This is a genomic window from Zhouia spongiae (assembly GCF_022760175.1).
In the GTDB taxonomy this organism is placed as follows: Bacteria; Bacteroidota; Bacteroidia; order Flavobacteriales; family Flavobacteriaceae; genus Zhouia; species Zhouia spongiae.
Map to the genome: position 1 here is coordinate 3,747,978 of NZ_CP094326.1, position 15,132 is coordinate 3,763,109.

The following is a 15,132-nucleotide window of genomic DNA, read 5'->3' on the forward strand; positions in this document are numbered from 1 at the left end:
AGAATTTCTTATTTAGTACCTACAAATATATAACCTGTAATAGGTTTTATCCCACTATCTTTTAGATCTATGATATAATAATAGGTTCCTGATGGTACTGTTCCTGATCGGCCGAATGCTGATCTGGTAGTAGCTCCATCCCAATTATTCTGATAATTCTCTGCTTCATAGATCATATGTCCCCAACGGTTAAAGATCTTAACATTGATCGTAAAGCCGCAAGCTTCAACTCCTGTTACAGTAAAGTACTGGTTATAGGCATCTCCGTTTGGTGTAATGGTTTTTGATACAATTACATCGTCTCTTCCGCATGGTAATATCACACATTCATCGTGAACGGTAATCTTTATTTCCCATACCTCAGGACAAGAAGTATTTGTTACTTTATATTGTAAGGTATAAATACCTAGCTCCAAACCAGACGGATCAAAGAAGGAACCATTTACATCGGCATCTCCATCCTCTACAGTCCATTCTCCACCTTCCTGAGCTGTATCAGGTAACAGGCTGTTCAGGTCTATTACAGCATCTTCAACACACAGTTCTGTTTCCGGTAACTCCTGAATATCATTGTTTACATATACCTCTAAGTATTCGGTATAGACATGTACTGTACCGTCTGCTTCTGTAATGGTCCAGGTTCTGGTAATATTATAATCTTCCAGTAACCCTTGATAGTCTGAGGTTTCTTCAAAAGTAACCGTGATATCCCCAGGAAAATAATTTGAAAAATCATGATCTGGCACCTCCGGAATATTATCACAATCTACCGGAACAGGTGGTGCAGGTGGTGGCAATTCTCCCGGTATGTTCACATGCACTGTTTGTGAATGCATAACTTCATTACCACAGGCATCAGCTGCTATCCATGTTCTTACAATATCGTAAGTGAACTTACTCTCGTTCACAATACTTTCTGAGAATGTCACCGTAGCATCACCGCAATTATCGACTGCTGTCAGTGTCTCAGCATCCGGAATGTCACCTTCATTTACTGTTATGTCTTGTGGTAAGGCTTCTACAAACTCAGGAGCCGTGGTATCCATTACCGTAATGAATTGAACATGGGTTGTGGTATTGTTGTTACCGTCTGTTAAGATCCATGTACGGGTTATTATACTTTCATTCGGACAATCACCAGGTTCTACAGTATCCGAATAGATAGCTTCTATTCCTGTAGCGCAATTATCGGCTTCATCGGTTACATCACCTGTAACAGAAAGATCTGTAATATCGGTATCGCATGCTACCGTAATATCGGCCGGTACTGTAAAGGTTGGGGCTTCAGAGTCACCAACAAAAGTAATTTCAATACTACCGTCAACAGTACAACCATTATCACTGTCGGTTACAGTTACCGTATATGTTCCGGCTGCAGTTACAGTGACAGACTGTGTGGTCTCTCCGGTACTCCACAGATAACTTGCTGTTCCTTGCACTGATGGAGTAGCTGTTATTACTAAATCAGAATTTGTACAGCTTAATTCATCATCGTCGGTGCTAATGTTTACAGACGGAGCCGTAGTATCTTCCCCGATGATCACATCATCAGACGTTACACTACATCCGTTATCGCTATCGGTAACTACCACGCTGTATGTTCCGGCTGCAGTTACGGTAATGCTTTGTGTGGTCTCTCCATTGCTCCATAAGTAGCTGGCTGTGCCTTGTACGGTAGCAGTCGCAGTGATGACAACCTCCTGGTCGGCACAACTGATCTCCGTGGCATCAGCGCTTACACTTACCGTTGGTACCGTAGTGTCTTCCCCGATGATCACATCATCAGACGTTACACTACATCCGTTATCGCTATCGGTAACTACCACGCTATATGTTCCGGCTGCAGTTACGGTAATGCTTTGTGTGGTCTCTCCATTGCTCCATAAGTAGCTGGCTGTACCTTGTACGGTAGCAGTCGCAGTGATGACAACCTCCTGGTCGGCACAACTGATCTCCGTGGCATCAGTGCTTACGCTTACCGCTGGTAGTTTATTAATTGTCAGAGTCACGGCTGTTCTGGTCAGGCTTGTACAAGTACCATCGTTATATTCTGCGTAATAGGTTGCACTGCCTACGGTATTTAATGTTGGAGTCGCAACTACACTACCTCCGGTAGCAGCATCGTACCAGGTGATCCCTGTGGTGCTTGATAAAGCATCGTTGGCATCTAAAGTCTGGATCGGACTTGTCTCACACTCGGTAATATCACCACTACTTACTGGGGCTGCCGGAGCGCCTGTGATCGTTAACACTACCGCTGTTCTTGTTAAACTTGTACAAGTACCATCGTTATATTCTGCGTAATAGGTTGCACTGCCTACGGTATTTAATGTTGGGTTGGCAACTACACTACCTCCGGTAGCAGCATCGTACCAGGTAATGCCTGTAGTACTTGATAAAGCATCGTTCGCATCTAAAGTCTGGATCGGACTTGTCTCACACTCGGTAATATCACCATTACTTACTGGGGCTGCCGGAGCGCCAGTGATCGTTAACACTACCGCTGTTCTTGTTAAACTTGTACAAGTACCATCGTTATATTCTGCGTAATAGGTTGCACTGCCTACGGTATTTAATGTTGGGTTGGCAACTACACTACCTCCGGTAGCAGCATCGTACCAGGTAATGCCTGTAGTACTTGATAAAGCATCGTTGGCATCTAAAGTCTGGATCGGACTTGTCTCACACTCGGTAATATCACCACTACTTACTGGGGCTGCCGGAGCGCCTGTAATCGTTAACACTACCGCTGTTCTTGTTAAACTTGTACAAGTACCATCGTTATATTCTGCGTAATAGGTTGCACTGCCTACGGTATTTAATGTTGGGTTGGCAACTACACTACCTCCGGTAGCAGCATCGTACCAGGTAATGCCTGTAGTACTTGATAAAGCATCGTTGGCATCTAAAGTCTGGATCGGACTTGTCTCACACTCGGTAATATCACCACTACTTACTGGGGCTGCCGGAGCGCCAGTGATCGTTAACACTACCGCTGTTCTTGTTAAACTTGTACAAGTACCATCGTTATATTCTGCATAATAGGTCGCACTTCCTACGGTATTTAATGTTGGGTTGGCAACTACACTACCTCCGGTAGCAGCATCGTACCAGGTAATGCCTGTAGTACTTGATAAAGCATCGTTGGCATCTAAAGTCTGGATCGGACTTGTCTCACACTCGGTAATATCACCACTACTTACTGGGGCTGCCGGAGCGCCTGTGATCGTTAACACTACCGCTGTTCTTGTTAAACTTGTACAAGTACCATCGTTATATTCTGCATAATAGGTCGCACTTCCTACGGTATTTAATGTTGGGTTGGCAACTACATTTCCTCCGGTAGCAGCATCGTACCAGGTGATCCCTGTTGTATCGCTAAGTGCATTATTCGCATCTAAAGTCTGGATCGGACTTGTCTCACACTCGGTAATATCACCACTACTTACTGGGGCTGCCGGAGCGCCTGTAATCGTTAACACTACCGCTGTTCTTGTTAAACTTGTACAAGTACCATCGTTATATTCTGCATAATAGGTTGCACTGCCTACGGTATTTAATGTTGGAGTCGCAACTACACTACCTCCGGTAGCAGCATCGTACCAGGTAATGCCTGTAGTACTTGATAAAGCATCGTTCGCATCCAAGGTCTGGATCGGACTTGTCTCACACTCGGTAATATCACCACTACTTACTGGGGCTGCCGGAGCGCCTGTAATCGTTAATACTACCGCTGTTCTTGTTAAACTTGTACAAGTACCATCGTTATATTCTGCATAATAGGTTGCACTGCCTACGGTATTTAATGTCGGATTGGCTACTACACTACCTCCGGTAGCAGCATCGTACCAGGTAATGCCTGTAGTACTTGATAAAGCATCGTTGGCATCTAAAGTCTGGATCGGACTTGTCTCACACTCGGTAATATCACCATTACTTATTGGGGCTGCCGGAGCGCCTGTGATCGTTAACACTACCGCTGTTCTTGTTAAACTTGTACAAGTACCATCGTTATATTCTGCGTAATAGGTTGCACTGCCTACGGTATTTAATGTTGGAGTCGCAACTACACTACCTCCGGTAGCAGCATCGTACCAGGTAATGCCTGTAGTACTTGATAAAGCATCGTTGGCATCCAAGGTCTGGATCGGACTTGTCTCACACTCGGTAATATCACCACTACTTACTGGGGCTGCCGGAGCGCCTGTAATCGTTAACACTACCGCTGTTCTTGTTAAACTTGTACAAGTACCATCGTTATATTCTGCATAATAGGTCGCACTGCCTACGGTATTTAATGTTGGAGTCGCAACTACACTACCTCCGGTAGCAGCATCGTACCAGGTGATCCCTGTAGTACTTGATAAAGCATCGTTGGCATCTAAAGTCTGGATCGGACTTGTCTCACACTCGGTAATATCACCACTACTTACTGGGGCTGCCGGAGCGCCTGTAATCGTTAACACTACCGCTGTTCTTGTTAAACTTGTACAAGTACCATCGTTATATTCTGCATAATAGGTCGCACTTCCTACGGTATTTAATGTTGGGTTGGCAACTACATTTCCTCCGGTAGCAGCATCGTACCAGGTAATGCCTGTAGTACTTGATAAAGCATCGTTCGCATCTAAAGTCTGGATCGGACTTGTCTCACACTCGGTAATATCACCACTACTTACTGGGGCTGCCGGAGCGCCTGTAATCGTTAACACTACCGCTGTTCTTGTTAAACTTGTACAAGTACCATCGTTATATTCTGCATAATAGGTTGCACTGCCTACGGTATTTAATGTTGGAGTCGCAACTACACTACCTCCGGTAGCAGCATCGTACCAGGTAATGCCTGTAGTACTTGATAAAGCATCGTTGGCATCCAAGGTCTGGATCGGACTTGTCTCACACTCGGTAATATCACCACTACTTACTGGGGCTGCCGGAGCGCCTGTGATCGTTAACACTACCGCTGTTCTTGTTAAACTTGTACAAGTACCATCGTTATATTCTGCGTAATAGGTTGCACTGCCTACGGTATTTAATGTTGGGTTGGCAACTACACTACCTCCGGTAGCAGCATCGTACCAGGTAATGCCTGTAGTACTTGATAAAGCATCGTTGGCATCCAAGGTCTGGATCGGACTTGTCTCACACTCGGTAATATCACCATTACTTACTGGGGCTGCCGGAGCGCCAGTGATCGTTAACACTACCGCTGTTCTTGTTAAACTTGTACAAGTACCATCGTTATATTCTGCGTAATAGGTTGCACTGCCTACGGTATTTAATGTTGGGTTGGCAACTACACTACCTCCGGTAGCAGCATCGTACCAGGTGATCCCTGTAGTACTTGATAAAGCATCGTTGGCATCTAAAGTCTGGATCGGACTTGTCTCACACTCGGTAATATCACCACTACTTACTGGGGCTGCCGGAGCGCCTGTAATCGTTAACACTACCGCTGTTCTTGTTAAACTTGTACAAGTACCATCGTTATATTCTGCGTAATAGGTTGCACTGCCTACGGTATTTAATGTTGGGTTGGCAACTACACTACCTCCGGTAGCAGCATCGTACCAGGTGATCCCTGTAGTGCTTGATAAAGCATCGTTGGCATCTAAAGTCTGGATCGGACTTGTCTCACACTCGGTAATATCACCACTACTTACTGGGGCTGCCGGAGCGCCAGTGATCGTTAACACTACCGCTGTTCTTGTTAAACTTGTACAAGTACCATCGTTATATTCTGCGTAATAGGTTGCACTGCCTACGGTATTTAATGTTGGGTTGGCAACTACATTTCCTCCGGTAGCAGCATCGTACCAGGTGATCCCTGTTGTATCGCTAAGTGCATTATTCGCATCTAAGGTCTGGATCGGACTTGTCTCACACTCGATAATATCACCACTACTTACTGGGGCTGCCGGAGCGCCTGTAATCGTTAACACTACCGCTGTTCTTGTTAAACTTGTACAAGTACCATCGTTATATTCTGCGTAATAGGTTGCACTGCCTACGGTATTTAATGTTGGAGTCGCAACTACACTACCTCCGGTAGCAGCATCGTACCAGGTAATGCCTGTAGTACTTGATAAAGCATCGTTGGCATCTAAAGTCTGGATCGGACTTGTCTCACACTCGGTAATATCACCACTACTTACTGGGGCTGCCGGAGCGCCTGTGATCGTTAACACTACCGCTGTTCTTGTTAAACTTGTACAAGTACCATCGTTATATTCTGCATAATAGGTTGCACTGCCTACGGTATTTAATGTTGGAGTCGCAACTACACTACCTCCGGTAGCAGCATCGTACCAGGTAATGCCTGTAGTGCTTGATAAAGCATCGTTGGCATCCAAGGTCTGGATCGGACTTGTCTCACACTCGGTAATATCACCACTACTTACTGGGGCTGCCGGAGCGCCAGTGATCGTTAACACTACCGCTGTTCTTGTTAAACTTGTACAAGTACCATCGTTATATTCTGCATAATAGGTCGCACTGCCTACGGTATTTAATGTTGGGTTGGCAACTACATTTCCTCCGGTAGCAGCATCGTACCAGGTGATCCCTGTAGTGCTTGATAAAGCATCGTTGGCATCTAAAGTCTGGATCGGACTTGTCTCACACTCGGTAATATCACCACTACTTACTGGGGCTGCCGGAGCGCCTGTGATCGTTAACACTACCGCTGTTCTTGTTAAACTTGTACAAGTACCATCGTTATATTCTGCGTAATAGGTTGCACTGCCTACGGTATTTAATGTTGGAGTCGCAACTACACTACCTCCGGTAGCAGCATCGTACCAGGTAATGCCTGTAGTACTTGATAAAGCATCGTTGGCATCTAAAGTCTGGATCGGACTTGTCTCACACTCGGTAATATCACCACTACTTACTGGGGCTGCCGGAGCGCCTGTGATCGTTAACACTACCGCTGTTCTTGTTAAACTTGTACAAGTACCATCGTTATATTCTGCGTAATAGGTTGCACTGCCTACGGTATTTAATGTTGGGTTGGCAACTACACTACCTCCGGTAGCAGCATCGTACCAGGTAATGCCTGTAGTACTTGATAAAGCATCGTTCGCATCTAAAGTCTGGATCGGACTTGTCTCACACTCGGTAATATCACCATTACTTACTGGGGCTGCCGGAGCGCCAGTGATCGTTAACACTACCGCTGTTCTTGTTAAACTTGTACAAGTACCATCGTTATATTCTGCGTAATAGGTTGCACTGCCTACGGTATTTAATGTTGGGTTGGCAACTACACTACCTCCGGTAGCAGCATCGTACCAGGTAATGCCTGTAGTACTTGATAAAGCATCGTTGGCATCTAAAGTCTGGATCGGACTTGTCTCACACTCGGTAATATCACCACTACTTACTGGGGCTGCCGGAGCGCCTGTAATCGTTAACACTACCGCTGTTCTTGTTAAACTTGTACAAGTACCATCGTTATATTCTGCGTAATAGGTTGCACTGCCTACGGTATTTAATGTTGGGTTGGCAACTACACTACCTCCGGTAGCAGCATCGTACCAGGTAATGCCTGTAGTACTTGATAAAGCATCGTTGGCATCTAAAGTCTGGATCGGACTTGTCTCACACTCGGTAATATCACCACTACTTACTGGGGCTGCCGGAGCGCCAGTGATCGTTAACACTACCGCTGTTCTTGTTAAACTTGTACAAGTACCATCGTTATATTCTGCATAATAGGTCGCACTTCCTACGGTATTTAATGTTGGGTTGGCAACTACACTACCTCCGGTAGCAGCATCGTACCAGGTAATGCCTGTAGTACTTGATAAAGCATCGTTGGCATCTAAAGTCTGGATCGGACTTGTCTCACACTCGGTAATATCACCACTACTTACTGGGGCTGCCGGAGCGCCTGTGATCGTTAACACTACCGCTGTTCTTGTTAAACTTGTACAAGTACCATCGTTATATTCTGCGTAATAGGTTGCACTGCCTACGGTATTTAATGTTGGGTTGGCAACTACACTACCTCCGGTAGCAGCATCGTACCAGGTGATCCCTGTAGTGCTTGATAAAGCATCGTTGGCATCCAAGGTCTGGATCGGACTTGTCTCACACTCGGTAATATCACCACTACTTACTGGGGCTGCCGGAGCGCCTGTAATCGTTAACACTACCGCTGTTCTTGTTAAACTTGTACAAGTACCATCGTTATATTCTGCGTAATAGGTTGCACTGCCTACGGTATTTAATGTTGGGTTGGCAACTACACTACCTCCGGTAGCAGCATCGTACCAGGTGATCCCTGTAGTGCTTGATAAAGCATCGTTGGCATCCAAGGTCTGGATCGGACTTGTCTCACACTCGGTAATATCACCACTACTTACTGGGGCTGCCGGAGCGCCTGTAATCGTTAACACTACCGCTGTTCTTGTTAAACTTGTACAAGTACCATCGTTATATTCTGCGTAATAGGTTGCACTGCCTACGGTATTTAATGTTGGAGTCGCAACTACACTACCTCCGGTAGCAGCATCGTACCAGGTAATGCCTGTGGTACTTGATAAAGCATCGTTGGCATCTAAAGTCTGGATCGGACTTGTCTCACACTCGGTAATATCACCACTACTTACTGGGGCTGCCGGAGCGCCAGTAATCGTTAACACTACCGCTGTTCTTGTTAAACTTGTACAAGTACCATCGTTATATTCTGCGTAATAGGTCGCACTGCCTACGGTATTTAATGTTGGAGTCGCAACTACACTACCTCCGGTAGCAGCATCGTACCAGGTGATCCCTGTAGTACTTGATAAAGCATCGTTGGCATCTAAAGTCTGGATCGGACTTGTCTCACACTCGGTAATATCGCCACTACTTACTGGGGCTGCCGGAGCGCCTGTAATCGTTAACACTACCGCTGTTCTTGTTAAACTTGTACAAGTACCATCGTTATATTCTGCATAATACGTCGCACTGCCTACGGTATTTAATGTTGGAGTCGCAACTACACTACCTCCGGTAGCAGCATCGTACCAGGTAATGCCTGTAGTGCTTGATAAAGCATCGTTGGCATCCAAGGTCTGGATCGGACTTGTCTCACACTCGGTAATATCACCATTACTTACTGGGGCTGCCGGAGCGCCTGTGATCGTTAACACTACCGCTGTTCTTGTTAAACTTGTACAAGTACCATCGTTATATTCTGCATAATAGGTTGCACTGCCTACGGTATTTAATGTTGGAGTCGCAACTACACTACCTCCGGTAGCAGCATCGTACCAGGTGATCCCTGTAGTGCTTGATAAAGCATCGTTGGCATCCAAGGTCTGGATCGGACTTGTCTCACACTCGGTAATATCACCACTACTTACTGGGGCTGCCGGAGCGCCAGTGATCGTTAACACTACCGCTGTTCTTGTTAAACTTGTACAAGTACCATCGTTATATTCTGCATAATAGGTTGCACTGCCTACGGTATTTAATGTTGGAGTCGCAACTACACTACCTCCGGTAGCAGCATCGTACCAGGTGATCCCTGTAGTACTTGATAAAGCATCGTTCGCATCCAAGGTCTGGATCGGACTTGTCTCACACTCGGTAATATCGCCACTACTTACTGGGGCTGCCGGAGCGCCAGTGATCGTTAACACTACCGCTGTTCTTGTTAAACTTGTACAAGTACCATCGTTATATTCTGCGTAATAGGTTGCACTGCCTACGGTATTTAATGTTGGGTTGGCAACTACACTACCTCCGGTAGCAGCATCGTACCAGGTGATCCCTGTAGTGCTTGATAAAGCATCGTTGGCATCTAAGGTCTGGATTGGACTTGTCTCACACTCGGTAATATCGCCACTACTTACTGGGGCTGCCGGAGCGCCTGTAATCGTTAACACTACCGCTGTTCTTGTTAAACTTGTACAAGTACCATCGTTATATTCTGCATAATAGGTTGCACTGCCTACGGTATTTAATGTTGGATTGGCTACTACACTACCTCCGGTAGCAGCATCGTACCAGGTAATGCCTGTAGTGCTTGATAAAGCATCGTTGGCATCTAAGGTCTGGATCGGACTTGTCTCACACTCGGTAATATCACCATTACTTACTGGGGCTGCCGGAGCGCCTGTGATCGTTAACACTACCGCTGTTCTTGTTAAACTTGTACAAGTACCATCGTTATATTCTGCGTAATAGGTCGCACTGCCTACGGTATTTAATGTTGGAGTCGCAACTACACTACCTCCGGTAGCAGCATCGTACCAGGTAATGCCTGTAGTACTTGATAAAGCATCGTTCGCATCCAAGGTCTGGATCGGACTTGTCTCACACTCGGTAATATCGCCACTACTTACTGGGGCTGCCGGAGCGCCTGTAATCGTTAACACTACCGCTGTTCTTGTTAAACTTGTACAAGTACCATCGTTATATTCTGCATAATACGTCGCACTGCCTACGGTATTTAATGTTGGAGTCGCAACTACACTTCCGCCTGTTGAAGCATCGTACCAGGTGATCCCTGTAGTGCTTGATAAAGCATCGTTGGCATCTAAAGTCTGGATCGGACTTGTCTCACACTCGGTAATATCACCATTACTTACTGGGGCTGCCGGAGCGCCAGTGATCGTTAACACTACCGCTGTTCTTGTTAAACTTGTACAAGTACCATCGTTATATTCTGCGTAATAGGTTGCACTGCCTACGGTATTTAATGTTGGGTTGGCAACTACACTACCTCCGGTAGCAGCATCGTACCAGGTGATCCCTGTAGTGCTTGATAAAGCATCGTTGGCATCTAAGGTCTGGATTGGACTTGTCTCACACTCGGTAATATCGCCACTACTTACTGGGGCTGCCGGAGCGCCAGTGATCGTTAACACTACCGCTGTTCTTGTTAAACTTGTACAAGTACCATCGTTATATTCTGCATAATAGGTTGCACTGCCTACGGTATTTAATGTTGGAGTCGCAACTACACTACCTCCGGTAGCAGCATCGTACCAGGTGATCCCTGTAGTGCTTGATAAAGCATCGTTGGCATCCAAGGTCTGGATCGGACTTGTCTCACACTCGGTAATATCACCATTACTTACTGGGGCATCAGGCAAATCATTAATCGTTACCGTTATCGGAACCCGGGTTGGACTCATACAGTCTTCATCAAATCCTTCTGCCACATAATAGGTGAACTCTCCGGCTACGTCTGTCGGCGGGGTCAAGCTTGCCTGCCCAATCGTAGCAGGGTTATCATCCGTATAATACAATAATACATATCCTGGAACAGTTGGTGTTGCTGTTAGCGGAACTGCTGTTTCATTTAAACAGTAAGTTACATCACTTGCATTAACATCCGGAGTACTGTTAATTGTATTTACATTAATAGTAAATTCATAGTAACAGCTCGATAGGCCCGGAGGGACTCCAAAATACGTTGTTTGTCCGGGAGTGGCAGGAAAAGGGTTGCTACTTGTATATCGTATAGAAGTATCTTCTACAGGGTACTCGTTATAGAACATCGTTCCCGGAGGGAACTGAGCTTCCACTTCTGAGGTCTGTATATCTGTTGTTCTGTTACAGAAATAAAAATCACGTACCGGGTCGTAACTGGCACAATGCTGATTTACATAATCATCTTTATCTATTGTTATATTTAAAGGGATTGGTATAGGCTCTCCTTCACATACCCCACTCGTTTCATACCCCTGTATCAAATCCTGATTGAATGAAGTTCCCGAAACAACTCCGTTCCCTGTAATATATCCTGTTAAAGCAATTAATGGCTGGCAGGTAGTGTTCGAAAGAATGGCACAATCTGTTGTAGCTGTAAATTCAAAATTTAGTCTGTACAACCAATCATCCGGATCATTTTGTTCCGGCAAATCCCCTATATCCCATACGATAGCCCCGGTGGCTCCAATGTTTGGATCGTATTCAGGCTGTGAATTCGGACTTAAAGAATAGGAAGGATTCGTTGTATATGAAATATTGGTATTCTGATAAGCCGAAGTATATGGAACGGGTATTGTTAATACAGCATTCTCTATTGCTTCCGTCCCTTTATTTTTAATATCTACGGTAAACTCAATGGTTTCTCCCGGCTCTATTGATAAGGATGAAGAAGGCGGAACAGAAGAACCTCCTCCTATGGACACCCCGGTTACCACCCCCTCTGTTTCAGGCACATACGCATCTACGGCAAAAGTTACGTTAAAGATCGAATAAGTATCTCCATCAGTATAGTATTTAAAAGATGTTGATGTTTGACTATTATCTATAATAGAATTGCTGCTATTATTTATATTAAACATACTAATATCAATACCCGTATTATTTAGTAACGTAGGATTTCTGGGATTTCCTCCGGTAACTATCGAAGAATTAAAAAAGTTTGTAGTCGAATTCCCGGTATGACTTAACGAAGTATAATTTCCGGTATTTCTATTCTCGATTTGAAAAGCATCTCCTGTAAATGGCGCATCTCCTTCGCCCGCCATAACACCTAACTTCACATTAACATTACCATTTTGCGCTGCATGGAACCCATCCACGTCAATGATGTATTCATCATCATTTGAAGAATTCACATAGGCATAGCCGTCAAAAACCGTAATATCCCTCCAGTTCATTTTAGAGTTTTCATAGACCACTACCATACCCCAGCCTCCAAAGTATCCTGTCCCGTCAGGGTCTCCTTCCCTTAAGGCCATATCAGCCACAAAGTACTCTCCAAGCCCGTTGGTTTTTACATAATCTGTTATTTCAGTATAAGCAGCATATATATAAGCTTCGGAATTTGTTGGATAATAAATATCATTTGCATTGGCAGTTAGCTCAGTATAACCCGAGGCATTAGGTCCTTTTATGGATATCTTTCGTTTATCGTAATTCTTAGTAACGGTTACGACCTCTGGGACTGTTTCGTTATAAGTAACATCAACATAGGCTCTATCCCAAGAATTGCCCCAAGAAGAAAGATACAACCTTGTCACCTCTAAAGTATAATTACTATCAGAATATATTTCATATGGTGTACTGAAATAAGCAGTATTATTATCTATAGAACTAGTATTCACTATTGGACTTGTGTTCCAATTAAACCCATTATATAAACGTACCTCACTATTATTTCCATTTTGTCTATACCTAAATCTTACGGTATTTCCTCCCCCGGAAGGAATGAATGTAAAATAATTATTACTACCGCTATATGTAATTGTTAACGAATAATCCGTTTTATCTATATTGCCATTATTGTATATCGCTACACCTTCATCAGTCACTTCTTCAGATACCATATTCCCTGTGGGTACTTCTTTATTAACAGTAAAGTTTTGGTCCGATCCGGCCCTGCCACTCCAATACAATCCGGCGTAAATAATATTGGAACAATCGGGAAGTGCCCCGTTTTCATTAGAGAATTGTAATGTTGCAGATGATGAGTTGAGAGTATTAATATCTCCATCCACATCAACATAACGCATGTCATTAGCATTACTGGTATTATCACCGTAATTCACCAAAGTAAGGTTGGTATTCCCCATCATGGTAAAGTCTCCTTTTACATTGTATATGGTTTTACCAGGAGTGTATACAGAGGATCTTGGTTGAAAATTAACATTTACCTGAGCAATAGCACTATTCCCTACGAAGATTAAAAGTGTTAATACAAACAAAACACTTGCTAATCGTTTTTTACTTAAATTATCTGAGATATTATTTTTCATTCTTACAGTACTTTAAACAACTGAATTAAGATTTTTTATTCACCCCATAAAGGATAATAATTTCAGGATCGGGATTGACAACATATCGTTTGATATCATACTCTGATACCTCAAAAGAACAATCGATAAAAAGATATTTTAGTCCCCTTAAACCGGTTAGTTTCGACATATCGATCGTATTCCTCAGTTCACTCCTGTTTTCAATATCTATCTTCAGCAACTCAACATTTCTGAATCTGGAATCTGGTGAAGCCAGCAAGTTATATGAGTTTGAATTGCTCATTTTTATAACAACAGGCCTTCTGTAGCCACTAACTTTTTTTATGTTGTTATTCTCTATATAGATACAGGGCTGTAGCTGAAAAGCTAGTTCTGAAACCCGCTCTTCGCCAGGTACAGAAGCACTACCCAACCTCGCTTCCGAAGTTCTTTCGAATTTATATATCCTACTTTCCTGAGCTGTACCGGTTTCTACACCAAACACACCTACTAAAGCGATCATTAAACACACATACTTACAAAAGCTATTAACTATTCTCATAATATTCTGTTTTAATAAAAGGCCAAAAAAAACCCTTGGTGCTCTCAGGCACCTTTATTAATAATCGTTATGTAAAATTGGTTTATTCGGATTTTCAGGAGGATCGTGTTTACCAACACCAACTCCCGCTACCAGGATTAAAAACGGTAGTGCGGTATATAACCGTTACCTGTGCATAAATGCTGATTTAATGAAATCCGTTCTGAGCTACAGTCAGAAAATAAACAAGAAGTGTAAAAATGTTTCATGGGCCTATAATTTTTAAATTCACCCCATAACAACAACGCTAGCTATTAATCAATCAAAACCTGTAAACTAACATATACATTATTCTGATATATTAAATAATGTATTTAGGTATAAGATATAATCCAAGGTTTGGGGCTTTGAATTTTCTTACTACAAAGTAAGTCACAATCTTATATTGAAATCGAAAATTTTAGATTAACGACACTTTTTATCGATAACTAATTATAACCATTCGTTAACAAAATTTTAATGGTTGTTTTTATGGTTGTTATCGTGTTACGGAGTTATGATGTGATGGTGTTATCGTGTTACGAAGTTATGGTGTGATGGTGTTGTGATGTGATGGTGTGATCTGGTTATTCAGTTATTTGGTAATGCAGTATTGTTGTTTTGTTTTATGTCTCATTCTTTTAGAAGTAATATTCTTTTTTGACATGGTGTATATAAGCTACATATTTAATTAATAGGTAATATCTCATTCCCAACAGACGTAGCGGTAATGAAATCCACTTTTTTAGCACTAAGAGAAGCTACTAAAAAATGGTCTATGCCTATTAGAAACCGGGGCATTATTTTAAACCGGTTTTTGACTGTATTTGAAAAAAGGATCCAACGCTAATAAAGAGTCAAACCCTC

General features: G+C 43.4%; 2 protein-coding genes and 1 pseudogene. 1 reads left to right on the forward strand and 2 read right to left on the reverse strand.

The genetic code is table 11. From position 1 onward, the window contains the following. Positions 1-8 precede the first annotated feature (8 nt). Together MQE36_RS15765 and MQE36_RS15770 are read right to left on the reverse strand one after the other, a co-directional pair. Entirely contained in the window at positions 9-13,706 is a 13,698-nt protein-coding gene (locus tag MQE36_RS15765) for an Ig-like domain-containing protein (protein WP_242936930.1), read from the reverse strand. Between the two features lie 25 nt (positions 13,707-13,731). After that, positions 13,732-14,247: a hypothetical protein gene (locus MQE36_RS15770; RefSeq protein ID WP_242936931.1), complete on the reverse strand. Its 516-nt coding sequence runs from the start codon at positions 14,245-14,247 to the stop codon at positions 13,732-13,734. A 721-nt stretch (positions 14,248-14,968) separates the two neighbouring features. On the opposite strand from MQE36_RS15770, the pseudogene MQE36_RS15775 reads away from it, so the two are divergent. Beyond that, positions 14,969-15,115 (forward strand): annotated as a pseudogene (locus tag MQE36_RS15775) (IS256 family transposase); the annotation flags it as partial. Between the last annotated feature and the right edge of the window lie 17 nt (positions 15,116-15,132).